Here is a 25,092-nt window from a genome sequence, read left to right as displayed (position 1 = left end):
AAAGAAATTATTCTTTAAAGGACGTTTTTTTGTATGAAAGAAGGAGATCGCCATGAAATATATTCTTGAAATTGCACCATCCTTATTAAGCGGTGCCGAAATGACATTAAGCATTTTTGGATTGACATTGATTTTAGCCATTCCGTTAGGGATTCTTGTCAGCTTGGGAATTTCGCAGCGCAGCCGCCGGTTTTTACTGCGATTATTGCGGTACGGGTTGAATTTTTATATTTGGCTGATGCGGGGGACCCCATTGCTGCTGCAGCTGATTTTTGTCTTTTATGGGCTGCCAATTATCGGCATTGTCTTTCCCCGTTATAATGCTGCACTCTTTGCCTTTGTATTGAACTATGCTGCTTATTTTGCCGAGATATTCAGAGGAGGTTTTCAATCGATTGATCCCGGCCAATACGAAGCCGCAAAGGTCTTGCGTTTGTCCTATACGCAAACGTTACGTAAAATCATCATTCCGCAGGTCAATAAAATCGTGCTGCCTTCCATCGGCAATGAAGTCATCAATTTAATCAAGGATTCCTCGTTGGTGTATGTCATCGGGTTAGGCGATTTGTTACGGGCCGGAAACGTGGCCAGTGCTCGTGATGTCAGCTTAGTGCCATTGCTGTTGGTGGCAGTTGTCTATTTGCTGATGACCGCCGTTCTGACGTATGGGTTAAAGAAAATCGAACAGCACTATAGTTTTTATCGGTAAGCAAAGGAGGAATAAGAAATGCTTGAATTAAAAGGAATTTCAAAAAACTTCGGTGATCGTCGGATTTTGGACGATGTCAATTTAACAATTCCCAACGGCGATATTTTATGTATTGTCGGACCGAGCGGCGCCGGTAAAACGACATTGCTGCGGGCCATCACCGGCTTGACCAGCGTCGATGCTGGCCAATTCCTCCTTGACGGCAAGGAATACGATCCGATGAGTGAACAAGGTGCCATTGGTGTTGTTTTCCAAGATTTTCAGTTGTTTCCGCAGCTGACGGTTGATCAAAACGTTACATTGGCACCCCAGCTCGTTTTAAAAGAGGACCCGGCAACTTTGAAGCAGCGGACGGCGGACTTGTTAAGCAAACTCGGTTTGACGCAGCATGCCCAGCAGTATCCATACCAATTATCCGGCGGGCAAAAGCAGCGGGTCGCGATTGCTCGTGCTTTAGCAATGCAGCCGCAGATTCTGGCGTATGATGAGCCGACTTCGGCTTTGGACCCGGCGATGCGGGATGAGGTGGCGGAACTGCTGCTCGATCTGAAGGCAGACGGCGTAACCCAGTTGGTTGTTACCCATGACCTTGATTTTGCCCGCAAGATTGCCGATCAGATCTATCAAGTTGCAGCACTCGAAGGAGGCGATGGGGATGCGCAGAGCCGTTAAAATCATTCTGGCCCTTTTGCTTGTCACTGCCCTGAGCGGCTGTGCCCGTGTTTCGCAAAAACAGGATTCCTGGTCGACGATTAAACAGCGTAAAACAGTTGTGATCGGCATGGATGACAGTTTTGTGCCGATGGGCTTTCGCCAGAAAAACGGCAAGCTGGCCGGTTATGATATCGATTTAGCCCGAGCCGTTTTTAAGCGTTACGGGATTAAAGTCGATTTTCAGACGATCGACTGGTCGATGAAAGAAACCGAACTGAAAAATCAGACGATCGACTTGATTTGGAATGGGTACACCGTTAATCACGAACGTGCTAAAAAGGTGGCGTTCAGCGATACGTATTTACAGAACCACCAGGTGCTCGTTTCCGACAAGAAAGCGCACATCGATTCGGTCAATGATATGAAAGGCAAAACGTTAGGCGTTCAGACGAGTTCTTCCGGTTTGACAAGTCTCGATGCCCAGCCGCAGCTGCTGAAGGATAAGATCGCTAAAAAGACGCCAGTTTTATATGACAACTTTAATGAAGCATTTCTTGATTTACAGGCTGGTCGGATTCAGGGACTTCTAATCGATAGTGTGTACGCCAAGTATTATTTGGCGCATCTGAAGAACGGTGACCGGTATCGGGTCACCGCAACGCCGTTCCAACCGGAAGATTTTGCAGTCGGGATGCGCAAGTCGGATAAAACGCTGCAAAAGAAGATCAATCAGGCGTTTGCGGCGTTATATCGCGACGGGACGATGCGGCGCATTTCAGAAAAATGGTTCGGCGAAGACGATACAGTTAAACCATAATGGTCTGATGGATTGACAGTGTTCCCAAAAGTTTGTATGCTTAAACTATCCTAATTGAATAGCCATCACAAAGGGGAGCCATTGTGCTGAGAGTGATTAAGATCAGACCCTTCGAACCTGTTCGTTAATACGAGCGTAGGAATTGTGATGGAGTTTTTATACTCCTTCTTTGTGGTCGGTTTTTTCAAAATCATAAAGGAGGAGTTTTTGTATGGATCGAGAACAATTGCATATTGGGGTTGAAGGCGCAATTATTGCGGCTTTGGCAATGGCACTGGAATACGTGCCGCACACCGTTGGACCGTCGGCAATCGAGGTGTCATTGGGGCTGGTGCCATTGACGTTATACGCATTGCGGCGGGGTTTCCGGCCCGCATTACTCAGTGGTTTGATCTGGGGCATCCTAGATTTAGTGCTGCGTGGTTTTAGTACCGGTGGCGTCTTAAATCCGCTGCAAGGCTTTATTGAATATCCAATTGCCTTTGCAGCGGTCGGCTGTGCTGGTCTGGCCATGCCGGGTCTGCATCGAGCCATTCAGGCGCATGATCATCGGAAAATGGTCGGATATAGTATTTGGGGCGCCTTTTTAGCCGTGATCGTCAAATATTTCTTTCATTTTCTGGCCGGTGCGATCTACTGGGGTTCATATGCACCAAAAGGGATGAATGCGTGGCTGTATTCGCTCACGATCAATGGCGGCAGTGCAATCGTCGGTTTCATCATGACCGCTGTGATTGTTGTCGCCTTAGTGGTGACGATGCCGCAGCTGTTTATGCCTAAAGATACCCAGAATGTAGCGGCAATTTAACCATCAAAAAAGAGTGCGGCGTTGCGCCGCACTCTTTTTAACTGCCTTGTTTTAGAAGAAGGCACTCGCTGCGCCTAAAACGACGCCAGCAACGGTGATGATAATCATCATCCAAATAAAAACTTGTGTGATTTTTGTAAAGGTGCTTTTTGGTTTTTTCTTCACAGAACGTGCCTCCGTGTGTTTATTGCTAATAGTCTAACACTTTTGTAGGGGACGCTTCAACAGCGTCTCCTTTTTATTCTGGTCTAAAACGATTACAATAGAACCAAAAGTATCGACAGAAGGGAAAGAGTTGCATGTGGCTGAACTGGAGTGTTGCCGTTTTGATTGCTGGTCTTCTGCTGGGGTTGTTCTGCCATCGGATCACCCGCAAACGAACTCGTCCGGTCGCGGTCGCAGATGTCTGGCTGCCGTTTTTGTGGGTCAGCGGCTGGCTGGCGAGCGAGGCTCGTTTTGGTGGGATGGCTGTTGCCTATTTGGCGATCGTAATCGTCATTTTTGCCATCATTTGGACGTTATATCGCGGCTTGCGGGAAGGCGAACTATTGATTTGGCCGTTTTTGCATCAATTATGGCGTTTTGCCTTCGCCTTGACGGTGTTATGGCTCCTGATTTTAGTGATTGTACTTACTTTTATCAAGTAACCGCTTCAAAATAACGAAAATAGTTGTTCAAAAATAAAAAGATACGCGTTTTCGCGTGTCTTTTTTATTTTTTTATAACGATTTACCCCTTTTTTTAGCAACCTTGTGGTAGAAAGTGGGGGAATGTGGTAAACTTTGTGTAGCGAAGGCCGAGGTGTAGGCAATGTTCATGGGTGAATTTCATCATTCGATCGATTCAAAAGGACGACTAATCATGCCTGTCAAATTCAGGACGGAATTAGGCGCTTCGTTTGTGTTGACTCGTGGGATGGACGGCTGCCTATTCGGTTATCCAATGGCTGCTTGGGAGAACGTAGCGGCGCAATTAAAAAAACTGCCGCTGAATAAGCGCGATACACGTGCGTTTGTCCGTTTCTTTTATTCAGCTGCAGCGACTTGCACTCTTGATAAACAGGGACGAATCAATATTCCGACAACGCTGCGTGAACACGCCGCACTTAAAAAAGAGTGTGTCGTTGCCGGTGTTTCGAATCGTATTGAGATCTGGAGCGCATCACGCTGGGATGACTTTACTGCGACTACCGCAGAAAACTTTGATGATATTGCAGAAAATTTGCTTGACATCGACTTTTAAGCACAGGAAGGATGAGGGGATGGCTTATACACACGAAACGGTTTTATTAGCAGAAACGGTCGATGGATTGAATGTGAAACCGGATGGGATCTACGTTGATGCCACGCTGGGACTCGGCGGTCATAGCGAATATTTGGCGAAACAGCTGACGACGGGCCATCTCTATTCTTTCGATCAGGACCAAAAGGCGATTGATTCAAGTGCGCAGCGTCTGCAGCCGGAAATTGCAGCGGGCACCGTCACACTGATTCATGATAATTTTCGCAATTTGAAGGCGGCCTTGGCACAGCAGGGCGTAACAGCATTGGATGGCATTTTGTATGACTTAGGAGTTTCTTCTCCGCAGTTTGACGATGCTAGTCGAGGGTTCAGTTACCGCTTTGAAGCGCCGCTCGATATGCGCATGAATCAGGAACAGGAATTGACTGCTTATGAGGTGGTCAATAAATGGTCCTACCAAGATTTGGTCCGGATTTTTTATCGTTATAGTGATGAAAAATTTGCCAAACCGATTGCACGCAAAATTGAACGTGAGCGGGCGAAAGCCCCAATTGAAACGACAACGCAGCTGGCAGCACTCGTTAAGAGTGCCATTCCAGCCGCAGCTCGGCGGACTGGCGGCTTTCCAGCAAAACGCGTTTTCCAAGCAGTTCGCATTGCCGTGAATGATGAATTGGGGGCAATCGAAGATTCTTTGGAAGAAGCAATCGATTTGCTGAAGCTCGGCGGACGAATCAGTGTGATCACATTCCAGCCGCAGGAAGATCGAATTACAAAGCATATTTTTAAAGAACATGCTTCGATGCCGGATGTGCCGCAGGGCTTGCCGGTAATTCCGAAAGACCAATTGCCAGAATTAAAAATTATCACTAAAAAACCGATTTTACCGTCTGAGACGGAAACAGAAAAGAATCACCGTGCGCACAGTGCGCGGTTACGCATTGCAGAGAAAGTGAATCAAAAGTAAAGGAGTGTGAAAACTGTGGCGGAAAACACAGCTCGCGATTATTCATATGCGGCGCCCGTTCGTAAGGAGCGCCAGCAGGAAGTTCCTGAAATACATACACAATCGCAAAGGCAGCCGCAACATGTTGCTGTTTCTGCGTTTGAAAAATGTTTAATGACTGTTATTGGTGTGGCAGTCGGGGTCATGATGCTGATGACCGTTTCGGTTCAAAATCAAATCGCTACCGCACAGCGCGATCTGCAAAATGTGGCTCAAAAGAGCACCACTGCGTTAAACAGCAATAATACGTTAAAACAAGAGATTGGTGAGTTATCCAGTGCTGATCGGCTTGAATATATTGCCCAGCAACAGGGGTTGAAGCTCCACGAATCGAATATAAGGAATGTCTCTAAATGAAGCAGCCAAGAAAAAAACGAATGATGAAATCTAAAAATGCACATAGCAATCGTCAACGGACTGGAATCGCAGTTCTAGCAGTGATGGTAGCGGTATTTTTAGTCTTTGTCTTTCGTTTTTCTTATCTCGTCGTCGGCGGCTCGGCGGACCATGTTAATTTGACCGAACGTTCGAAACAAAAATATACGGACGACTCGACGATCTTGGCCCGGCGGGGAACAATCTATGATGCCATCGGCAATCCAATTGCGGAAGATGCCAATGCGTATTCCATTTATGCGGTGATTGATAAAGATTATGTCAGCACAACGAATAAGCCGCTGTATGTGACAAACAAGAAAAAAGTGGCACGGGTGCTGAGTCAATACCTGTCCCTGTCACAGAAAAAAATCTTGGCGTACTTGAATCCCAAAAACAAAAATGCCTTTCAAGTTGAATTCGGGAGTGCCGGCCAAAATCTGACGCTTGATATTAAGAATGCCATTACGGCGCATCATTTAAAGGGAATTTACTTTACCAATACGCCTTCCCGTTTGTATCCGAATGGCATTTTTGCCTCGCATCTGATTGGGCAAGTTAGTTCGAGCACCAAGAGTAGCGGCAAATTAGTCGGGACAATGGGGCTTGAAAAGCAGTACAATACTGTTTTAGCTGGTAAAAACGGCTACAAGAAATCACAGGTCGATTCTTACGGCTACAAACTGGATAATCGGCCCAGCAAAACGGTTAAGGCGAAGGATGGTTCCAACATTTACCTGACGATTGATTCCCGGCTGCAGAGCTATCTGGAGAGCCTGATGTCAAAGGTCAATCGCAAGTACCAGCCCGCCAGTATGAACGCCATTCTAATTGACCCGAAGACTGGGAAAATCTTAGCAGCAACTCAGCGACCGACCTTCAATGCTCAAACGCAAGCTGGGCTTGGTACTGTTTGGCGGGATACGCTAGTGGAAGATGCTTACGAACCGGGGTCCGTCATGAAAGTCTTCAGTTTGTCGGCGGCCATCAATTCCGGCAAATATCATCCCAACGATTATTATCAGTCTGGTTCTGTTGAAATCGACGGCACTAAAGTCAATGATTGGGACACAGCCGGTTGGGGCACAATTCCAATTTCACAAGCCTTTACCCGGTCAAGCAACGTTGGATTTGTTAAAATCGAACAAGGCATGGGCAAAGCCACTTGGAAAGAATATCTGAAAAAATTCGGCTTCCTCAAGAAGACCAATATTGGTTTGCCAGGCGAAGTCAGTGGCTCGATTCAGTACAAACAACCGCTTGATCAGGCTTTGACCGCTTTCGGACAAGGGGTCGATGTCTCCGCTATGCAGATGGTGCAGGGCTTAACGGCAATTGGAAATGGCGGCAAGATGATGAAACCGCAGATTGTCAGCAAGATTGTCAACCCAAATACTGGGAAGACGACGACTTACAAACCACAAGAAGTCAGCCAGCCAATTACCAAGAAGACTGCTTCGAAGGTCTTATCAGCGATGGAAGACGTTGTTTATAAGAGCTACGGGACTGGGAGCGTCTATAAGATTCCGGGCTATAAAGTGGCTGTCAAGACTGGGACGGCACAGATTGCTAATCCGAAGGGTGGTTATCTGACCGGTGATTCGAATTACATCTTCTCGGTTGCTGGCATGGCGCCGGCTAAAAATCCGAAGTACATTTTGTACATTACGATGAAGCAGCCTGGCAACATGTCCGAAGCGGCTGAAAAAATCCTGTCCGAAGTCTTCAATCCGATGATGAAACGGGCCTTATCGTCTTCTGATGATTCAGATGCGACGACCGATTCGACGAGTGAACCAATCACCTCGATGCCGTCTGTGACGGGCAAGAGTGTGACAAGTGTCCAAACAACGATGCAGAAACAAGATTTAACCACGACCACTATCGGGACTGGCAATCGGGTCGTCCAGCAATTACCACGTGCTGGCGAACAGCTGACGAGTTCGAGTCATATTTATCTGCTGACGAATGGGGCCATGACAATGCCGGATATGAAAGGCTGGAGCAAGGCCGATGTCCGAGAACTCGGCACCTTAACCGGTGTGAAATTCAAGTTCAGCGGCTCTGGAACAGTTGCAAAACAAAGTTTGGCGCCGAAGTCGGTTTTGAATTCAAAAGAAACGATTACTGTGACTTTGAAGGAATGAATCCATAGAGAGAAAGAGGAGTTTACACAACAATGGAAATTGGAAAGATGTTAATCCCAATTGTAAGCAGCTTTGCAATCACGATCATCCTGCTGCCGTTATTCATCGGTTATTTCCGGATGAAAAAGGAAGGCCAAGTGATTCGTGAGGAAGGGCCCAAATGGCATGAGAAGAAGTCCGGTACCCCAACCATGGGCGGCGTTGTCTTTATTCTGGCAATCGCTATTACCAGTTTTTGGGTCGGTGCTTGGACCCAAACCCTGACACATAACTTACTGCTGACCGTCTTTATCTTGCTGTTATATGGTGTCGTCGGCTTCCTAGATGATTTCATCAAATTGGCCAAGAAACGTAACGAAGGATTGACACCGTTGCAAAAACTAAGCGGACAGCTGCTTGGCGGAATCATTTTCTTATGGGTCTACTATGCAGATAAATTGCCGCATACACTGATGATTCCCGGAATCGGTGCAATTACCAACAAGATTATTTATAGTTTGTTCGTGTTGTTCTGGCTGATCGGTTTTTCAAACGCCGTCAACTTGACCGATGGAATCGATGGACTGGTTTCCGGCTTAGGAATCATCTCATTTGCAACGTATGCGATTATTGCGGCTCATGAACAAAATGACGGTATTTTAGTGGTGTGTTTGGCTGTGATCGGCGGGTTGATCGGCTTCCTGCTATTCAACCACAAACCGGCTAAGATTTTCATGGGCGATGTCGGTTCGCTTGCCTTGGGCGGGACTTTGGCAGCTATTTCCATCCTGCTGCACCGTGAGTTTTCACTGCTGCTGATTGGGCTAGTTTATGTCATTGAAACGGCTAGTGTCATGCTGCAAGTCAGCTGGTTCCACATGACAGGAAAGCGGATTTTCAAAATGACACCGATCCATCATGCTTTTGAAATGAGCGGCTGGAATGAATGGCAGATCGATTTGTCGTTCTGGGCTTTTGCAATTGTGTGTTCCGCACTTTATTTATGGATTTTCTTATAGAATTGGAGAATTGAATCGTGAAAAAGATCAAGACGTATGAAAACAAAAAAGTTTTAGTCTTAGGTTTGGGGAAAAGCGGCGTCAATGTGGCCCGTTTACTAGTCAAATTAGGCGCACTCGTAACGGTCAATGATGCCAAGAAATTAGACGATAATGCTGATGCTCAGGAACTCGTTTCCGAAGGCGTGCGGGTCATTACCGGCCATCACCCTTTGGAATTACTCGATGAGAATTTTGAATTGATGGTTAAAAATCCTGGCATCCATTACGATAATCCAATGGTCAAGCGTGCTCAAGAAAAAGGAATTCCGATTATTACCGAACCAGAATTGGCTTATGAAGTCTCCGAAGCACCAATGGTCGGCATTACGGGTACGAATGGAAAAACGACGACGACGACGATGATCGGCATGATGCTCAATGAAGACCGTAAGAAGGGCCATGCTTATTTAGCGGGCAACATTGGGATTCCGGCGACAGAAGTTGCTCAGAAAGTAACGCCTGATGACGTTATGGTTACCGAATTGTCGAGTTTCCAGTTGGAAGGAACGACTCAGCTGCATCCGCATATTGCGGTTCTGATGGATATTTATCCCGCTCATCTCGATTTCCATGGTTCAATGGAAAATTATATCAACGCCAAAATGAAGATTGTCCAAAATCAAACGGCAGACGATTACTTTGTTTTGAATTGGGATGAAGAAAAATTACGGCCGCTGGCAGAACGGACCAAAGCAACTGTAGTGCCATTTTCCCGCACAGATCAGATTGAAACAGGTGCTTACGAAAAAGACGGTGTGCTTTACTTCCGTGGTGACGCCATTATGAAGGCCGATGATGTTCGGGTTCCCGGTCCGCAGAATATCGATGATGCCTTAGCTGCATTGTCAGTGGCTAAATTAGGTGGGCAGACGAATGACGCAATCAAAGCCGTTTTGACTTCTTTCAGCGGCGTTAAACATCGTTTGCAGTTTGTAACGGAATACCAAGGTCGCAAATTCTACAATGATTCCAAATCGACAAATAACGAATCAACGATTGTAGCAATGAATGCATTCAACCAGCCAGAAATCCTGCTGGCTGGCGGACTAGATCGGCACATTAGTTTTGATTCGCTGGTGGCACCGATGAAGAAACATGTCAAAGCGGTTGTGCTGTGGGGCGAAACGGCTGAAAAATTGAAGCAAACAGCTGTAGAAGCCGGTATTACCAATATCCAGCTCGTTAAAAATGCTGGTGCAGCTGTTCCAGCTGCCTATCAAGTCAGTGAACCCGGCGATGTGATTGTCTTATCGCCGGCCTGTGCCAGTTGGGATCAGTACGTCAACATGGAACAACGGGGCGATGAATATATTGCTGCGATCGACAAATTGACAGGAGGCAAAGCATGAGAGTGATTGTTTCAGGCGGCGGCACGGGCGGACATATCTACCCAGCGCTCGCTTTGATCGAAGAACTGAAGAAACGTGGCATTGCCAAAAACAATGAAATTTTATACGTCGGGACTAAAAAAGGTCTTGAGAGCCGGATTGTACCGGACCAAGGCATCCATTTTACGACGATTAAAGTGCAAGGGTTCAAACGGTCTTTGTCGCTGGAAAACTTCAAAACCATTTCGGAATTCATTCAGAGTGTCCAGCGGTCTAAAAAGATCGTTAAGAAGTTTAAACCTGACGTTGTGATTGGGACGGGCGGTTATGTCTCAGGGGCGGTTGTGTTTGCGGCGGCCCGGCTGCATATTCCAACGATCGTTCATGAACAAAACTCTGTGGCTGGAGTAACGAACAAGTTCTTAAGCCATTTTGCCAATAAAGTGGCGATTGCCTTTCCAAGTGTTGCGGATGAATTTCCGCACAAGAAAGTCGTCATGACTGGGAATCCCCGTGCACAGCAGGTTGCCGGAATGAAGCCGAATGATCGTTTGTCGGAATTTGGACTTGATGCAACAATTCCGACTTTATTGATTTTTGGTGGCAGTCGTGGGGCTGAGAAGATTAACCAGGCGTTTGTCGAAGCAGCGCCGGCCTTTTCCAAGCGCACTTACCAAGTTTTATTTGCTTCAGGGCAAGTGCATTATGATGCGATTCAAAAACAATTAGCAGACGTTCAACTGGGGAAAAATGTGGTTGCTGTGCCTTATATTCAGGACATGCCGGAAATTTTACCTGATGTGGCAGCAATTGTAGGACGTGCCGGTGCAACGAGTCTGGCTGAAATTACCGCACTCGGCATTCCGTCAATTTTAATTCCGAGTCCCTATGTGACCCATAATCATCAAGTTAAGAATGCACAAAGCTTGGTAGATGTGGGAGCCGCTAAAATGATCACTGAAGATAAATTGGACGGTGCTAGTCTGTTGGCGGCGGCTGACGAGCTGATGAGCGATGCAGATGCCCGCCAACAAATGGCGACTGCAGCTAAGCAGTTGGGCGTGCCAGATGCTTCTGACCAGCTGATCGCCGTGATGCAGGAACTGACTGATTGATTTAGAAGGAGGGATTCATGATGGCAAAGCATCCACGTGCGTCACATGCAAATGAACAACGTGATCCTGCCGAGGCACTGACTCCCTGGGAACGATATCAGCAACGGCAAAAAAAAGAACAAGAACGGGCCAAGAAACACCAAACCCGGCGTAAACAGTTCAGCAAAGAGCTGCCGCATTTGACGAAACAGCGTCATCATCAGCTGAAATGGCACCTAATTATTTTGTTAGGTGTCTTTTCGCTGCTCTTGATCGGATTGATTTATGGGGTTTCGCCCTGGAGCCATGTCGACCATGTTGAAGTGACGGGTGCCCAGACAGTCAGCCGTCAGGAAATCGTATCGGCGAGTGGGCTGAACAAGAAAAAAATGGTACTTCCGGCTTGGCAAAATCAAAAAGAAATGATTGCCAAACTGAAGCAAAAATATCCGCAGATTAAGAAAGTCGCCTTCAGTGTCAGTTTGCCGAATACGGTCCGTTTGCAGGTAACTGAATATGCAACGATCGGCAGTTTTAAGGTTAAACAAGACCAATATCGGCCGTTGCTTGAAAATGGCCGTATTTTAGCCACGCCACAGACGTCGCCTTTAAAGAACGTGCCAGTCTATTTGAACTTTAAATCGGGCAAGCTCCTAACCCGAACAATTACCGGGGTGCTGAAGATTCCACGTGGGGTTCAGAATGAAATCGCTTCCATCCAGCTGACTCATAATAATATCAATCCGTATCAAATCTATCTTTATATGGATGACGGCACACAAGTAATCGCAGATATCCGAACATTTAGCCGTAAGATGGCTTATTACGAAACGATCCGCAAACAGATGAAAAAGAAGGGGCGAATTGATCTAGAAATCGGGGCCTTCTCGGAATCGGCTTCATAATTGTAAAAGGGCCCAAAATTCGCTTGAATAAGGCTTTCTAAACCGGCGCCACTTGTGTTAAAATCAAGTTTAGTTATACAAAATTATTTTCATTTCAATTAAAAATCAAAAATCGAACAAGGAGGTTCCTTTATTGATGGGAAAATCGGGAATGTATGTCGGCCTGGATATTGGAACCACCTCAATAAAAGTCATTGTTGCTGAATATGTTAAGGGACAAATGAATGTTATTGGAGTGGGGAGTAAACGCTCCGAAGGTCTGAGTCGCGGTGTGATCGTTGACATCGATAAAGCGGCATCAGCGATTCGTGAAGCCGTTCAGGATGCCGAAAAAAAGGCGAACATTGAAATTCATGATGTCATCGCAGGGATCCCTGCCAATATGCTTGAAATTGAAAAATGCCAAGGCATGATTGCAGTCGGTGATGAATCACGCGAGATCACTGATCAGGATGTACATGATGTCGCAGCGGCGGCGCTGGTTCGTAATTTACCGCCTGAACGTGAGATCGTGACCCTGGTGCCAGATGAATTCGTCGTGGACGGATTCGACGGGATCCGTGATCCACGTGGCATGATCGGGGTGCGGCTTGAATTACACGGTCAAGTGTTTACGGCACCCAAAACGGTCATTCACAACACACGCAAGTGTATTGAAAAGGCCGGTTTGAACGTTAAAACATTGGTCGTCAATCCGTGGGCACTCGGTCAATTAGCCTTGACTGACGGTGAACAGGATTTCGGGACTATCTTGCTGGATCTGGGCGGCGGTCAAAGTACCGCTGCTGTCATCCATGACCACAAACTGAAATACACGTATGTCGATCAAGAGGGCGGCGAATATATCACCAAAGATATTTCGGTCGTCTTAAACACATCCTTTGAGAGTGCTGAAACGATCAAACGGGATTACGGACTTGCCAGTGCGGATCAAGCGTCTGAAGAGGAACAATTTCCAGTCGAAGTGGTCGGTCAGACTCAGCCTGTCAGTGTTTCGGAAAAGTATTTGGCCGAGATCATCGAAGCTCGTTTGACACAAATCTTCAATCGTTTGAAAGAACGGCTTGAGAAAACGAATGCACTGGATCTGCCGGGCGGCATCGTCATGACCGGCGGTGTCACAGCCTTGCCGGGCATTACCGACTTAGCCCATCAGATCTTTGATCGTTCGGTAAAGTTGTACATACCTGGGCAGATGGGGCTACGTCATCCGTCGTTTACCCAAGGCTTAAGCTTGATCCAATATGCCGCCAACATGAACGATATTGATCAGCTGATTCAGGATGCCTTAACGGGTAAGAGTCATCCGAATAAACCGACTCCTGAAAAAGTACAGCCGCAGCAACAGCCGGCACAGGCTGCTAATGAGGCTGAACCCGTTGAAAGCACTGAAAAAGAAGAAAATAGCAAGAAACCTTTAGATAGCATCAGAAAATTTCTCGGTAACTTTTTTGAGTAAAAGGACTGAGTCGGTTTAGGAGGAACATTTTATGGAATTTTCATTAGACTCACAGCAAGATACTGGCGCGGTCATCAAAGTGATCGGTGTCGGTGGCGGCGGTGGCAATGCGGTCAACCAAATGATCGCTGAAGACGTTCAAGGCGTTGAATTCATCGCAGCCAACACAGATGTGCAAGCTTTAGCAAGTTCTAAAGCAGAAACAAAGATTCAGTTAGGACCGAAATTGACTCGTGGTCTGGGGGCTGGTTCAAACCCAGAAGTTGGTCAAAAGGCCGCCGAGGAAAGTGAAGAAGCCATTCAGGAAGCACTGAAGGGTGCTGACATGATCTTTGTTACCGCCGGAATGGGCGGCGGCACTGGGACAGGGGCTGCACCAGTCGTTGCTAAAGTGGCCAAAGACGAAGGCGCTTTAACGGTTGGGGTTGTCACACGTCCGTTCAGTTTTGAAGGGCCGAAGCGTGCGAAGAATGCCGCTTCTGGCATTGCCGAATTAAAACAGCATGTGGATACCTTGGTCATCATCGCCAACAACCGTTTACTCGAAACAGTCGATAAGAAGACGCCGATCCTCGAAGCCTTCCATGACGCTGATAATGTGCTTCGACAAGGGGTGCAAGGGATTTCCGATCTGATCACCGCCCCTGGTTATGTCAACTTGGATTTTGCCGATGTCAAAACAGTAATGCAAAACCAAGGATCTGCTTTGATGGGGATTGGTTCCGCAACCGGCGAAAATCGGACTGTTGAAGCAACAAAGAAAGCTATTTCTTCGCCGTTGCTTGAAGTTTCGATCGATGGGGCCAAACAAGTCCTCCTCAATATCACTGGCGGCCCGGATCTGCCGTTATTCGAAGCTCAGGATGCTTCTGATATTGTGGCGCAAGCTGCGACTGATGACGTTAATATCATCTTCGGGACATCGATCAATGAAAAGCTGGGCGATGAAGTCGTTGTCACCGTTATTGCAACTGGCATCGATGATGCTGAAGAAGCCAAGCGTTCCAGCATGCGTCCGCAGGCCAACGCCAAGGGACCAAATCGTTTGTCTGATTCGGGCCATTTACGTTCTGCAGCCAGTCAAAACGACAATGCTGCTAGCCAGAACAACAATGCAACGACTCGTTCCGAAAGCGAAGATCCATTCGGCAACTGGGATATGCGGCGTGAACCGAGCCGGCGTGAGCAGAATAATCACAATGACAATAATGAACATTTTGACCCAGCTGAAAAGAAGGATTTCGATATTTTCCAGCGGGACAATCAAAATACAGATCATGATTCAAATGATGATGAACCTCCGTTTTTTAAACATCGTCGGAAGTAATTGATCGCGTTGTAGAGGGGGAAGTACGATGGCAGCAAAGTTTAGCTTAGGAAAGTTTTTTGGGATGAGTGATGACGACGACGATTACGAAGAAGCAGACACGACAGAAGCAACTTCTGCACCTGCTCCGGCACACCGTCAGTCGGCAGCACCCGTTCAAACGAGCACCAACACTAACCGTGCTAAGGTCGTTTCAATGAATTCAGCACCCACCAAATCAAGCAAGATCATTATTTTTGAGCCCCGAATCTATTCGGATGCCGAAGAAGTGGGCAAAAATTTGGTTGATAATAAGGCCGTGATCGTTAATTTCGACCGAATCGGTGCCGAACAGGCAAAACGAATCGTTGATTTTCTCAATGGGACCGTTTTTGCCATCAATGGCGAGATTCAGCGGGTCGGCGAACAGATTTTTCTGTGCACACCGCCTAATTTCGAAATTGATGGAGGCGACATTTCCGACCTGATGCACTCGCAGATTTAGTATTCGCTAGAAAAGAGGCCGTTTATGATTTTATATTGGCTGTACCGAGTGATCGACTGGGCCATTTATCTGTATATGATCCTAGTCGTCGTTTATACGCTGCTGACATGGATTCCAAACGCTTATCATTCTAAGTTTGGCGACTGGGTCCGGCGGCTGGTTGAACCATTTCTGAATCCGATTGAACGAGTGGTCCCATCTTTCTGGGGCGTCAACTTTTCACCGGTAATCGCGTTTTTCATTCTGACTATTTTACGGAATCTAGTGGCGCGACTTTATTTCAGTTTGGTTTAAATAAAATAAGGAGGAGTGAGGAGCATGGATGAGAATGTTTACCAGCATTTCCGCAAGGAAGAACGTGCGTTTATCGATCAAGTCGGCAATTGGCTTGAGCAGGCACGTGGTGAATACCGTCCGATCCTGACTCCTTTTTTAGATCCGCGTCAGGCCTACATCCTGCAAGAATTGGTCGGGACTGGCGGCGAGATCGAAGTGCATCTCTGGGGCGGCTATCCGCACGCTGAACGGCGACGGGGCATTTTAGCGCCAGATTATTTCGATCCGCAGGAAGATGATTATGGAATTCGGTTGTTCCAAATTCGGTATCCGCAAAAATTTGCCACCCTGCAGCATAGTCAGGTCTTAGGGACGCTGACGAACCAAGGGATTGATTATGACCGCTTCGGCGATATTATTTCCGATGGTCAAAATTGGCAGTTTTTTGTGGAAGCTGAGATCAGCGACTTCTTAGCCGTCGATTTACAGCGGATCGGCAAGGTAACCGTTCATTTGGAACCCGTTGCCTTGCAGGATCATCTTCTGCCGACGGATGATTGGGCCCAGGAAACCGAATTAGTGGCTTCTTTGCGGCTCGATAATGTCGTAGCCACCACGTATCACATTTCACGTTCGCACACGAAGCAAATGATTGAAGCAGGTTTGGTTCGCCTGAATTGGGCCGTTTGTGAACGTCCTGATGCTTTGGTAGCGGATTGGGATGTGATTTCAGTTCGTGGTTACGGCCGGATCCGATTAGAAGCGATCTTAGGCCAAACGCGCAAGGACAAAATTCGTTTATCCTTACGTGTGATTCGTAAATAAGGAGGGAAATTGAGATGGCGTTAACACCATTAGATATTCATAATAAACAATTTAATGTTCGCATGCGTGGCTACGACCAAGATCAAGTGAATGATTTCTTGGAACAGATCAGCAAGGACTATGAAGCAAGTCTGAAGGAAAATGAGGATCTCAAGACGAAGTTGCAGGCGAGCGAGGAAAAGGTCACTTACTTCAATGAATTGAAAGATTCTTTGAATCAATCCATTCTGGTGGCACAGGAGGCGGCTGACAAAGTTAAGACCAATGCGACTAAGGAAGCTGAAATCATCCGTAGCGAGGCTGAGAAGAATGCGCAGGATCTGCTGAATACCACCACGGATAAATCCAACCACATTTTGGAAGATGCTTCCGAACGGGCACGTAAGATTACCGTTGAAACCGAAGATTTGAAGAAACAGACGCGTGTCTTCAGACAACGGCTGCAGGTCATGCTTGAATCGCAACTCGAAGTGGTCAAGAGTCCCGAATGGAATGAATTGCTGGCACAGGATGATTCCAAGACGCAGCAGGATATCAGTGCTCAGATTGCTTCGATCGATCGTGGGATCGCCGATTCTGCTAGTGCAGCGGTTGACAACATCAAAGCAACTGCTGTAAACTCATCTGCAGAGAGCAGCAGTTCTGAGTCCGCCGATTCATCTGTTGCCAGTGCTGCTGACAGCAAGACGGTTCTTTCTTCTTCCGCAACGATGAAGAGCGAGAGTGCCATCGAGATGCCAGCAGGTGTCAGTCAAGAAGATTACAGCGTTCATAGTGACACATCGGCCGCTTCTTCTGAAGCCGGTTCCGATGCCGAGCAGACGAAAGAATAAGTTTTAAGCGAAACGACTAACAGCGAATCAAGATGGGTGAGAGCTTGATGGGGAAACGCCGCTTAGAAAATCATCTTTTTTGTCATCAGCCTGAATCAAGTAAGGCTGGTCGGTTTTAGTCGACCGTTATCAGGCTAGCGAAGGGAAATAAGGCAACTTATTTCTGAATTTAGGTGGTACCACGAAGATCTCGTCCTATGCGGATAAGGTCTTTTTTATTTATTTTAGAAAAGGAGTCGAAGACGATGCGAATCAAAGACACGCTCAACATGGGCAAAACGAAATTCCCAATGCGTGGCAACTTGCCAGTTAAGGAAGTCGAACGCCAAAAATTATGGCGTGAGAATCATGTTTACGAACAACGTCAGAAATTAAATGAGGGGAAGCCGACCTTTGTGCTCCATGACGGGCCGCCATTTGCCAATGGGAACATTCATATGGGCCATGCCATGAACAAAATCAGCAAGGATATCATTGTCCGTTACAAGTCGATGACGGGCTACCGTGCCCCTTATGTTCCGGGTTGGGATACACATGGTTTGCCGATCGAACAGCAGCTGGCCAAAAAAGGCGTCAATCGTAAAAAGATGTCGATCGTGGAATTCCGGAAACTGTGCTACGACTTTGCCAAGAAAGAAGTCGAAAAGCAGCGCAAGGACTTTATGCGGTTAGGCGTGTCAGCTGAATGGGACAATCCGTACATCACTTACCAGCCTGAATACGAAGCGGCCGAAGTACGTGTCTTTGGGAAGATGGCCGAAAAGGGCTACATCTACAAAGGGAAGAAACCTGTTTATTGGTCCCCATCGTCAGAATCGACTTTGGCTGAAGCCGAAATCGAATATCACGATATCAAGTCGCCCACAATTTATGTGGCCTTCGATGTGGTCGATGGCAAGGATCTTTTAGATACCGATACGAAGTTCATCATTTGGACAACAACCCCATGGACAATTCCAGCCAATGAAGGGATTGCCGTCAACCCGAAGTTTGATTACGTTCAGGTTGAAGCCGACGGGCAGAAGTATGTTGTTGCCGCTGAACTGCTTGATAAAGTCAAGAATGACATCGGCTGGCAGGATGTCCAAGTCCTCAAGACGATCAAAGGCCGTGACCTCGAAAACCTGACGGCACGCCATCCCTTAGCCAAATTCAACAAGGCTTATGATCGTGTCGTTCCGGTCATGCTGGGCAATTACGTGACCCTCGACACTGGGACTGGTCTGGTCCATATTGCACCTGGGCATGGGGAAGATGATTACAACGTCGGCGTTAAATACCATCGTCCGATTCTCTCCGTTGTCGATGCTAAAGGGCTGATGACCGATGATGCACCTGGTTTTACGGGCCAGTTTTATGACAAAGCCAATCCAATGGTAACCGATGCCTTGAAGCAGACCGGCGCATTGCTCAAACTCGACTTCTTTACGCATAGTTATCCGCATGATTGGCGGACCAAAAAACCGGTTATTTACCGGGCCACAACCCAGTGGTTTGCTTCTGTTGAAGCCTTCCGTGATCAGATTCTGCAGGCAATTGACGGTGTTCAATTCAAACCAGATTGGGGTCAAACCCGTTTGTACAATATGATCAAAGATCGTAATGATTGGGTGATTTCCCGTCAGCGGGCTTGGGGTGTGCCGCTGCCGATTTTCTATGCGGAAGATGGGACAGCCATCATCACACCAGAAACAATCGACCATGTGGCTAATTTGTTTGCAAAGTATGGATCGAATGTCTGGTTCGAACGGGAAGCGAAAGACTTATTGCCAGACGGCTTCCACAGTGAACACAGCCCGAACGGCCATTTCACCAAGGAAAAGGATATCATGGATGTCTGGTTTGATTCTGGCTCGTCGCATCAAGCTGTCCTGGCTGCTCGTCCGTACTTGACGTATCCAGCCGATCTCTACTTGGAAGGGTCCGACCAGTATCGTGGCTGGTTCAATTCAAGCTTGATCACCAGTGTGGCGGTTGGCGGTATTGCACCGTACAAGCAGATTGTTTCGCAAGGTTTCACTTTGGACGGCAAGGGCCGCAAGATGAGCAAGTCATTGGGCAACACAATCTCGCCGAACGACATCGAAAAACAGATGGGGGCCGAAATCATCCGGATTTGGGTCGCAAATGTCGATACCTCAGCTGATGTTCGGGTTACTCAAGAATCCTTCCGTCAGGCTTCCGAAAGCTATCGGAAGATCCGGAATACCATGCGTTATCTGTTATCCAATGTTTCCGATTTTGATCCGAAACAGGATGGTTATGCGTATGCCGACCTGAATTCAGTCGATCGTTACATGGAAGTCCGTTTGAACCAAGTCTTGGCCAAGGCACGGGCTGCTTATGAGGCTTATGATTTCCAGACAGTTTACAAGACAATCAGCAACTTCATCACCAACGATTTGTCATCGTTCTACTTGGATTTTGCCAAGGATGTCATTTACATTGACAGCAAGAATGATCCGAACCGGCGTAAGATGCAGACGGTCTTCTATGACTGCTTAATCACGTTGACGAAACTGCTGACACCGATTTTGCCGCATACGACTGAAGAAATCTGGGGCTACATGGATGAACCAGAAGAATTCGTTCAATTGACCGATATTCCGGAAGTACAGCATCATGAAGATGAAGACGACTTGTTGAGTGCCTGGAGCGACTTCATGAATGTTCGGACGGATGTGCAGAAGGCATTAGAAACGGCTCGTGATCAGAAGATCATCGGTAAGTCGCTTGAAGCTGCCGTCACGATCTATCCAACGGAACCTGTCAAAGCATTGTTGACGAGTTTAAACGCTGATATTATGCAGCTGCTGATCGTTTCAAAGCTGACCATTGCTGACTCGATGGACGCTGCTCCTGCTGATGCGCTGCAATTCGGCGATTTAGCCGTTTCAGTGGCACATGCACCAGGTGAAGTATGCCCACGCTGCCGGATGACGCGCACCGATATTGGTGCCGATCCGAAACTGCCGATGTTGTGTGGCCGCTGTGCAGCAATCATCGAAGCTGATTATCCTGAAGCATTGACTGAAGGTTTTGAGGCGCCGAAGAAGAAATAATGAGATTTGAAAAGCAATTGCCAGCCCAAAACTGGTGGTTGCTTTTTTTAACGGCTTTACTTGCGGTTCGTGGCCCGATCTTTTATACTTTGAGGGGAAAGTATAAAGGGAGGTCAGCGGCATGCAAAGTGGCACCATTAAATGGTATGATACCGAAAAAGGACTGGGATTTGTTGCGGTGCATGGGCAGAATGATGTGCTCGTGACCGCTGATTCATTTGCCGACCAACCGCAGCCACTGGCAGATGGCGATTGGGTTGAATTTGATGTCCATGATGGCAAGTATGGTCCTGAAGCAATCAAACTGACCCTGAAATCAGCGTAATTAAAAAGCCCGTCAACCGATTTTTCGGCTGACGGGCTTTATTCGTGTTAACGCTCTTCCAACTTGCCATGGGTATAGTTGAGTAAGTGATCCTTGAGTTCGTTTTCCATTTTGCCGAGTTCTTGTTCGGCATTGACACGTTTTTCATGGCCTTCTTGCTGGATTCGCAAAGTTTCCTGCAAGGTATCGACCAGATCACTCTGTGTTTTTTGCAAGGTTTCGATGTCGACGACACCGCGTTCGTTTTCTTTGGCCGTTTCAACGGCTGAAGTCTTCAGCATTTCGCTGTTCTTCTTCAGCAGATCATTCGTCGTCTGAGAAACTTGCCGCTGCGAGGTAACGGCATCTTTTTGCCGTAATAAGGTCAGTGCAATTGCCACCTGATTCTTCCACAAGGGAATTGCCGTATTGATTGAAGCCTGAATCTTTTCGGCAAGGGCCACGTTTGTGTTTTGAATCAAACGAATCTGCGGGGCCTGCTGCAAAGTAATCTGACGAGCCAATTCAAGATCGTAAATCCGTTTTTCAAGCCGGCTCTGGAATTCAGTCAGATCATTGACAGTCTGGACGTCCATTTGATCGCCACTGGTTTGAGCCTTCTGCTGAGCGGCCGGAATCGTTTTGGTCGTCAATTCCTGCATCTTCAGCTGACCGGCCGCAATGTAAATATTGAGGGCATCGAAAAAGGTCTTGTTTTGAACGTACAGCTGGTCGAGCATTTCGTTGTCATGGAGCAGGCCGTCTTTTTCCTTCCCCAGTTTGGTGGCGATCCCATCAATCTGGGCGCCGATCTTCTGATACTTAGCGGTGATTTCATAAACAGACCGTTTGACTTTGCCGAACATCCGTTTAAACACGTTTTTGTCTTCGGCCCGCAGGTCTTCCGGTTTGGCTTCATTGAGCCGGTACATCAAATCGGTTAAGGAATCACCGATTGCACCGGTATCCTGGCTTTGGACCTGATCCAGCATTCCCTGTGAAAATTTGCCTAATTTTGTTTGCGCCGACTGGCCGAAGTTCATGACACTGGACTGGTCATCTGTATCAATCTGAGCCGCCATTTTTTCAGCGGTTGCTTTTTCATCGTCGGGTAATTTGTCAAAAACGGCAGTCGGACTGGCAGCTGCCTCAGTGGTAGCTGGAGCCTGACTGGCGATTGGTGCTTGCGGAGCGCTGATCGGATCACTCAGCAAGTCATCGAGTGAAGCACCGGATGTAAAAGTGGAATGGTTCTCTTCATTATTTGTCATCGTGATGAGCCTCCTTTTGTTTCGCATAACTGCGATTGACGGCACTCATAGCGTCGCTCATCTTCAGGGCTTCCTTTTCGGTATCGGAGAGGGAATCTTTGGCAACGGAAATATCGTCATCGGCTTCCTTCAAATCGCCCTTCATCAGTTCAGTATAGTCTTCCTGAAGCTGTTGGCTTAATGCATTGATCACAGTCGCCGCTTGATCGAGAACGGCATAAGTATCGTCGTTCTTGACTTCATACTGACTGATCTTGAGATACTTGCCGCTCAGATCGACTAAGGATGGCAGATGCTTGTACAAAAATTCGCTAGCCAAATTCAGACGCTGTGGATGTGCCACAAGTTCTTTGAAGATGGCTTGTGCGACACGCAAAGTATGCTGATTAAGGTCGATCGTGTGCAGTTTGGCGTTTGCATCCATGTTGCGCTGCAGCTGGTCGATCTGTTTTTCAGCAGTTGCCATTGTCGAACGGAAGAGGGTAATATCATCCTCCGACAAACCACTCTCGCGATAATGGGCCAACATTGCTGGCGACGCCTTTTTAGGCGCTTCGGGAGCGGCTTGGTCAGGTCGTTCAGAGAGCCGGCCACGCAGACGGCGGCGTTCCCAGAGTGCGACCATCAGACCGAGAAAAATTGCGACGGCCCAATTCGTTTTTAAAATGAGTAACAGAAAAGCTGTCCCGAAAAAGGTCAGCCACGTGATAAAACGTGCTCTTTTTAAAGTCATTGAATTCACTCCTATTTCATACTCGTAAGTGTCCTTATTTTAGCATATTTCATAGGGCAACGAGCATCAGTCCAAAGATTGATTTTTACCCCCCGCTTGTGGCCGAAGTTGCAAAAGTTGCTTTCAAGTCATCGCATTTTGTTTTATCATTTGAGTAAGTTGTGTGAAAGGACTGACAATATGAACGACGAACCACAATCCGAAGCTTCAAGCCGAGCCGAATTCAGGGCTCAGCAGAAGAAGGCCAAGCGTCATCCGGAGCAGCATCCAAAACAATCCGACCAGAATCAATTTGCACTGACGCGTGATGAAAAGATTGCACGTCTGAAAAAACGCCTCAATTGGGCCATTTTAATCGTCATTTTACTGATTGTGCTGGTTTACTTAGTGCTGTTCTTTCTATAGAATAAGAGGGAATAAGTAAAAAAGGGGTTTCCAACATGAAAATTGGTATTATTTGTGCGATGGAAGAAGAAATTCGCACGCTTTTGACAAAACTCGATTCTGACCAAGTGACTGAAGTCGCTGGCAACACGTTTCATCAAGGTCAGATCGGCAAACAAGAAGTGACTTTAGTTCAATCTGGAATCGGCAAAGTGCAGGCAGCGATGACCACGGCGATCATGCTTGACCGCTGGGATCTTGATGTCGTCATCAACACTGGGAGTGCTGGCGGGATTGGCCAAGGGCTTCATATCGGCGATGTCGTTATCTCTGATGGGGTCGGCTATCATGATGTGGATGTGACGGGGTCTGGCTATTTGCCAGGACAATTGCCGGGGCAGCCGCAGATCTTCACAGCCGATCCGCATTTTGTGGCTGAAATTGCCGCTGCTGCTAAAGAAGTCGGTCTGCCGGCCCATGTTGGTCTGATTGTTAGCGGTGATCAATTTATTGCCGGCGCTGCTGAATCACAGAAAATTTTGAAGTGTTATCCGCAGGCTTTAGCCAGTGAAATGGAAGGGGCGGCGATCGGTCAAGTCGCGACACAGTTTAAAGTGCCGTTCGTTGTCATTCGGGCCATGAGTGATGTGGGCGATGCCGATGCCGAAGTCAACTTCGATGACTTTGTCGTTGAAGCTGGCAAGAAATCGGCCGCAATGGTTTTAGCCTTCTTGAAACAAGCCGACCACGAATAAAAGCGTGTTTGGTTTTACTTACTTTTTGTGCTAAACTTAATGCACAACTTTTTGTGAAAGAATGGGGCGACTATTGTGAAGCATATTTATTTGGATAACGCAGCGACGACGCCCATGGCACCTGAAGTCATTGCGACCATGACGGACCAGATGCAGAACGATTTCGGCAATGCGTCGAGCACACATTATTTTGGTCAGCAGGCCCACCGTGTCCTAGATGAATCACGGCACACTTTGGCACAGAATATCCATGCCAAAAAGGATGACGAGATTATCTTTACCAGTGGCGCGACTGAAAGCAATAACACTGTTATTATGCAGACGGCTAAAAAGCGGCAATCACTAGGCAAACACATTATTACGACAGCAATCGAACATCATTCGGTCATGAAGCCGCTCGAATACTTGGAAACGCAGGGGTTTCGGGTTACGTACCTGCCGGTCGATGAAAATGGACTGATCTCACTCGATGATTTTCAGGAAGCACTTGATGACGAGACTATTTTGGTTGCAATCATGATGGGGAATAACGAAGTCGGCAGCCATATGCCGATCCATGAAATCGGTGAAATTCTGAAGGACCATCAGGCGTGGTTCCTGACCGATGCGACCCAAGCGTTTGGAGAACTCGAAATTGACGTTCAAAAGGATCACATTGATTTCTTATCGGCGTCAGCGCATAAGATCAATGGGCCCAAAGGCATCGGCATTTTATACGTTCGTGACGGTCTTTATCTTGATTCCTTCATCCGTGGGGGCGAACAAGAAAAGAAGCGGCGGGCTGGGACTGAAAATATTCCTGAGATCGCTGGTTTTGCAAAAGCAGTGACCTTATTGACGCCTGAAAAAAAAGCAGCCGAACGAGATCGCTTTGCCGGTTTCAAACGCCAGATTGTTGACGGACTCCGTGCCAATGGGATCGATTTCGAAGTCAACGGCAGTTTAGCACCAGATACGCTTGGCCATGTCTTTAACCTCTGGATCAAGGGCATTTCAACGTATGTTCTGCAGATGAACCTTGATTTGGCTGGGTTTGCCATTTCAGGCGGTTCGGCCTGCACAGCCGGTGATTTGGAGCCCTCACACGTATTGATTGCCATGTATGGTCAGGACAGTCCGCGCATCAAAGAAAGTATCCGAATCAGTTTTGGAACGTACACAACGTCTGACGATATTGATCAGTTCGTAGCTGCTTTGACGAAGATTGTTCAACGGATTCAAGCCAAGCAGCAACGTGAAAAGGAGACAGTTTAA

Annotated in this window: 26 protein-coding genes, 1 pseudogene and 1 riboswitch; of the genes and pseudogenes, 24 read left to right on the top strand and 3 right to left on the bottom strand. The window is 47.3% G+C overall.

The features are described from left to right. Positions 1-52 precede the first annotated feature (52 nt). The 4 genes from IV40_RS02135 (at position 53) to thiT (ending at position 2,988) form a co-directional block, all read left to right on the top strand. Positions 53-709 (top strand): amino acid ABC transporter permease, encoded by a 657-nt coding sequence (locus IV40_RS02135; RefSeq protein WP_156404204.1) that lies wholly within the window; start codon positions 53-55, stop codon positions 707-709. Positions 710-727: 18 nt separating this feature from the next. Continuing rightward, positions 728-1,381 (top strand): amino acid ABC transporter ATP-binding protein, encoded by a 654-nt coding sequence (locus IV40_RS02130; RefSeq protein ID WP_057768712.1) that lies wholly within the window; start codon positions 728-730, stop codon positions 1,379-1,381. After that, complete coding sequence (locus IV40_RS02125) at positions 1,365-2,180, top strand: amino acid ABC transporter substrate-binding protein (RefSeq protein WP_057768711.1); 816 nt, start codon at positions 1,365-1,367, stop codon at positions 2,178-2,180. Before IV40_RS02130 ends, IV40_RS02125 begins: the two co-directional genes overlap by 17 nt. Before the next feature lie 61 nt (positions 2,181-2,241). Continuing rightward, positions 2,242-2,339, top strand: a riboswitch (TPP riboswitch). Between the two features lie 52 nt (positions 2,340-2,391). Next, the gene (gene thiT, locus IV40_RS02120; protein ID WP_057768710.1) at positions 2,392-2,988 is read left to right on the top strand and encodes an energy-coupled thiamine transporter ThiT; all 597 of its coding nucleotides are present in this window, start codon (positions 2,392-2,394) and stop codon (positions 2,986-2,988) included. A gap of 51 nt (positions 2,989-3,039) precedes the next feature. Here thiT and IV40_RS10565 read toward each other — a convergent pair whose 3' ends face one another. Continuing rightward, entirely contained in the window at positions 3,040-3,153 is a 114-nt protein-coding gene (locus IV40_RS10565; protein ID WP_082617827.1) for a DUF4044 domain-containing protein, read from the bottom strand. A gap of 134 nt (positions 3,154-3,287) precedes the next feature. Here IV40_RS10565 and IV40_RS02115 point away from each other — a divergent pair, with 134 nt between their 5' ends. The 17 genes and pseudogenes from IV40_RS02115 to IV40_RS02035 all read left to right on the top strand — a co-directional run bounded on the left by IV40_RS02115 (position 3,288) and on the right by IV40_RS02035 (position 20,716). Continuing rightward, positions 3,288-3,635: a DUF3397 family protein gene (locus IV40_RS02115; RefSeq protein WP_057768709.1), complete on the top strand. Its 348-nt coding sequence runs from the start codon at positions 3,288-3,290 to the stop codon at positions 3,633-3,635. Between the two features lie 163 nt (positions 3,636-3,798). Further along, positions 3,799-4,230 (top strand): division/cell wall cluster transcriptional repressor MraZ, encoded by a 432-nt coding sequence (mraZ, locus tag IV40_RS02110; RefSeq protein WP_057768708.1) that lies wholly within the window; start codon positions 3,799-3,801, stop codon positions 4,228-4,230. A 19-nt stretch (positions 4,231-4,249) separates the two neighbouring features. Next, positions 4,250-5,197 carry a 16S rRNA (cytosine(1402)-N(4))-methyltransferase RsmH gene (gene rsmH, locus IV40_RS02105; protein WP_057768707.1) on the top strand — a complete coding sequence of 316 codons (948 nt, stop codon included), beginning with the start codon at positions 4,250-4,252 and terminating at the stop codon, positions 5,195-5,197. Positions 5,198-5,212: 15 nt separating this feature from the next. Next, on the top strand, positions 5,213-5,593 hold the full coding sequence (gene ftsL, locus IV40_RS02100) for a cell division protein FtsL (protein ID WP_057768706.1): 381 nt from the start codon (positions 5,213-5,215) through the stop codon (positions 5,591-5,593). 20 nt (positions 5,594-5,613) lie between these two features. Continuing rightward, entirely contained in the window at positions 5,614-7,758 is a 2,145-nt protein-coding gene (locus IV40_RS02095) for a penicillin-binding protein (protein ID WP_420843253.1), read from the top strand. A 32-nt stretch (positions 7,759-7,790) separates the two neighbouring features. Beyond that, positions 7,791-8,756: a phospho-N-acetylmuramoyl-pentapeptide-transferase gene (mraY, locus tag IV40_RS02090; RefSeq protein WP_057768704.1), complete on the top strand. Its 966-nt coding sequence runs from the start codon at positions 7,791-7,793 to the stop codon at positions 8,754-8,756. A 17-nt stretch (positions 8,757-8,773) separates the two neighbouring features. Then, positions 8,774-10,147, top strand: coding sequence for a UDP-N-acetylmuramoyl-L-alanine--D-glutamate ligase (gene murD, locus IV40_RS02085; protein ID WP_057768703.1), 1,374 nt, complete (start codon positions 8,774-8,776; stop codon positions 10,145-10,147). Then, positions 10,144-11,241, top strand: a complete 1,098-nt coding sequence (gene murG, locus IV40_RS02080) for an undecaprenyldiphospho-muramoylpentapeptide beta-N-acetylglucosaminyltransferase (RefSeq protein WP_057768702.1) — start codon at positions 10,144-10,146, stop codon at positions 11,239-11,241. The genes murD and murG overlap by 4 nt, the downstream gene beginning before the upstream one ends. Before the next feature lie 20 nt (positions 11,242-11,261). Further along, positions 11,262-12,125 (top strand): cell division protein FtsQ/DivIB, encoded by an 864-nt coding sequence (locus IV40_RS02075; RefSeq protein WP_057768701.1) that lies wholly within the window; start codon positions 11,262-11,264, stop codon positions 12,123-12,125. A 136-nt stretch (positions 12,126-12,261) separates the two neighbouring features. Further along, on the top strand, positions 12,262-13,584 hold the full coding sequence (gene ftsA / locus IV40_RS02070) for a cell division protein FtsA (RefSeq protein ID WP_057768700.1): 1,323 nt from the start codon (positions 12,262-12,264) through the stop codon (positions 13,582-13,584). Positions 13,585-13,615: 31 nt separating this feature from the next. Further along, positions 13,616-14,567 (top strand): annotated as a pseudogene (gene ftsZ / locus IV40_RS02065) (cell division protein FtsZ); the annotation flags it as partial. A 372-nt stretch (positions 14,568-14,939) separates the two neighbouring features. Further along, a complete protein-coding gene (locus IV40_RS02060; RefSeq protein WP_057768698.1) occupies positions 14,940-15,395 on the top strand; it encodes a cell division protein SepF in 456 nt (151 codons plus the stop codon). A gap of 24 nt (positions 15,396-15,419) precedes the next feature. Further along, on the top strand, positions 15,420-15,689 hold the full coding sequence (locus IV40_RS02055) for a YggT family protein (RefSeq protein WP_057768697.1): 270 nt from the start codon (positions 15,420-15,422) through the stop codon (positions 15,687-15,689). 24 nt (positions 15,690-15,713) lie between these two features. Beyond that, entirely contained in the window at positions 15,714-16,496 is a 783-nt protein-coding gene (locus tag IV40_RS02050) for a YlmH family RNA-binding protein (protein ID WP_057768696.1), read from the top strand. 14 nt (positions 16,497-16,510) lie between these two features. Beyond that, complete coding sequence (locus IV40_RS02045) at positions 16,511-17,329, top strand: DivIVA domain-containing protein (protein WP_082617829.1); 819 nt, start codon at positions 16,511-16,513, stop codon at positions 17,327-17,329. A gap of 245 nt (positions 17,330-17,574) precedes the next feature. Then, entirely contained in the window at positions 17,575-20,391 is a 2,817-nt protein-coding gene (gene ileS, locus IV40_RS02040) for an isoleucine--tRNA ligase (RefSeq protein ID WP_057768695.1), read from the top strand. A gap of 121 nt (positions 20,392-20,512) precedes the next feature. Then, the gene (locus tag IV40_RS02035) at positions 20,513-20,716 is read left to right on the top strand and encodes a cold-shock protein (protein WP_057768694.1); all 204 of its coding nucleotides are present in this window, start codon (positions 20,513-20,515) and stop codon (positions 20,714-20,716) included. A 47-nt stretch (positions 20,717-20,763) separates the two neighbouring features. On the opposite strand, the gene IV40_RS02030 is transcribed toward IV40_RS02035, so the two are convergent. Further along, positions 20,764-21,966, bottom strand: a complete 1,203-nt coding sequence (locus IV40_RS02030; protein ID WP_057768693.1) for a toxic anion resistance protein — start codon at positions 21,964-21,966, stop codon at positions 20,764-20,766. Then, the gene (locus IV40_RS02025; protein ID WP_057768692.1) at positions 21,956-22,699 is read right to left on the bottom strand and encodes a 5-bromo-4-chloroindolyl phosphate hydrolysis family protein; all 744 of its coding nucleotides are present in this window, start codon (positions 22,697-22,699) and stop codon (positions 21,956-21,958) included. The genes IV40_RS02030 and IV40_RS02025 overlap by 11 nt, the downstream gene beginning before the upstream one ends. 180 nt (positions 22,700-22,879) lie before the next feature. Between IV40_RS02025 and IV40_RS02020 the strand changes: the two genes are divergently transcribed. The 3 genes from IV40_RS02020 to IV40_RS02010 all read left to right on the top strand — a co-directional run bounded on the left by IV40_RS02020 (position 22,880) and on the right by IV40_RS02010 (position 25,092). After that, complete coding sequence (locus IV40_RS02020) at positions 22,880-23,104, top strand: hypothetical protein (protein WP_057768691.1); 225 nt, start codon at positions 22,880-22,882, stop codon at positions 23,102-23,104. 35 nt (positions 23,105-23,139) lie between these two features. Beyond that, the gene (locus IV40_RS02015; RefSeq protein ID WP_057768690.1) at positions 23,140-23,838 is read left to right on the top strand and encodes a 5'-methylthioadenosine/adenosylhomocysteine nucleosidase; all 699 of its coding nucleotides are present in this window, start codon (positions 23,140-23,142) and stop codon (positions 23,836-23,838) included. A gap of 75 nt (positions 23,839-23,913) precedes the next feature. After that, positions 23,914-25,092, top strand: coding sequence for a cysteine desulfurase family protein (locus tag IV40_RS02010; RefSeq protein WP_057768689.1), 1,179 nt, complete (start codon positions 23,914-23,916; stop codon positions 25,090-25,092).

It is taken from the genome of Lactobacillus selangorensis, assembly GCF_001437205.1.
GTDB classification, from domain to species: Bacteria; Bacillota; Bacilli; order Lactobacillales; family Lactobacillaceae; genus Paralactobacillus; species Paralactobacillus selangorensis.
This window is presented reverse-complemented; position numbering and strand designations above follow the sequence as displayed.

Excerpts from the sequence above, each read along its gene's own strand:
- IV40_RS02055 (WP_057768697.1), top strand. The coding sequence starts at position 15,420 with ATGATTTTATATTGGCTGTACCGAGTGATCGACTGGGCCATTTATCTG.
- rsmH (WP_057768707.1), top strand. The coding sequence starts at position 4,250 with ATGGCTTATACACACGAAACGGTTTTATTAGCAGAAACGGTCGATGGA.
- IV40_RS02130 (WP_057768712.1), top strand. The coding sequence starts at position 728 with ATGCTTGAATTAAAAGGAATTTCAAAAAACTTCGGTGATCGTCGGATT.
- ileS (WP_057768695.1), top strand. The coding sequence starts at position 17,575 with ATGCGAATCAAAGACACGCTCAACATGGGCAAAACGAAATTCCCAATG.
- mraY (WP_057768704.1), top strand. The coding sequence starts at position 7,791 with ATGGAAATTGGAAAGATGTTAATCCCAATTGTAAGCAGCTTTGCAATC.
- thiT (WP_057768710.1), top strand. The coding sequence starts at position 2,392 with ATGGATCGAGAACAATTGCATATTGGGGTTGAAGGCGCAATTATTGCG.
- IV40_RS02030 (WP_057768693.1), bottom strand. The coding sequence starts at position 21,966 with ATGACAAATAATGAAGAGAACCATTCCACTTTTACATCCGGTGCTTCA.
- IV40_RS02015 (WP_057768690.1), top strand. The coding sequence starts at position 23,140 with ATGAAAATTGGTATTATTTGTGCGATGGAAGAAGAAATTCGCACGCTT.
- IV40_RS02025 (WP_057768692.1), bottom strand. The coding sequence starts at position 22,699 with ATGACTTTAAAAAGAGCACGTTTTATCACGTGGCTGACCTTTTTCGGG.
- ftsA (WP_057768700.1), top strand. The coding sequence starts at position 12,262 with ATGGGAAAATCGGGAATGTATGTCGGCCTGGATATTGGAACCACCTCA.
- IV40_RS02060 (WP_057768698.1), top strand. The coding sequence starts at position 14,940 with ATGGCAGCAAAGTTTAGCTTAGGAAAGTTTTTTGGGATGAGTGATGAC.
- mraZ (WP_057768708.1), top strand. The coding sequence starts at position 3,799 with ATGTTCATGGGTGAATTTCATCATTCGATCGATTCAAAAGGACGACTA.
- IV40_RS02075 (WP_057768701.1), top strand. The coding sequence starts at position 11,262 with ATGGCAAAGCATCCACGTGCGTCACATGCAAATGAACAACGTGATCCT.
- IV40_RS02035 (WP_057768694.1), top strand. The coding sequence starts at position 20,513 with ATGCAAAGTGGCACCATTAAATGGTATGATACCGAAAAAGGACTGGGA.
- IV40_RS02115 (WP_057768709.1), top strand. The coding sequence starts at position 3,288 with ATGTGGCTGAACTGGAGTGTTGCCGTTTTGATTGCTGGTCTTCTGCTG.
- murG (WP_057768702.1), top strand. The coding sequence starts at position 10,144 with ATGAGAGTGATTGTTTCAGGCGGCGGCACGGGCGGACATATCTACCCA.
- IV40_RS02020 (WP_057768691.1), top strand. The coding sequence starts at position 22,880 with ATGAACGACGAACCACAATCCGAAGCTTCAAGCCGAGCCGAATTCAGG.
- IV40_RS02095 (WP_420843253.1), top strand. The coding sequence starts at position 5,614 with ATGATGAAATCTAAAAATGCACATAGCAATCGTCAACGGACTGGAATC.
- IV40_RS02125 (WP_057768711.1), top strand. The coding sequence starts at position 1,365 with ATGCGCAGAGCCGTTAAAATCATTCTGGCCCTTTTGCTTGTCACTGCC.
- IV40_RS02135 (WP_156404204.1), top strand. The coding sequence starts at position 53 with ATGAAATATATTCTTGAAATTGCACCATCCTTATTAAGCGGTGCCGAA.
- IV40_RS02045 (WP_082617829.1), top strand. The coding sequence starts at position 16,511 with ATGGCGTTAACACCATTAGATATTCATAATAAACAATTTAATGTTCGC.
- IV40_RS02050 (WP_057768696.1), top strand. The coding sequence starts at position 15,714 with ATGGATGAGAATGTTTACCAGCATTTCCGCAAGGAAGAACGTGCGTTT.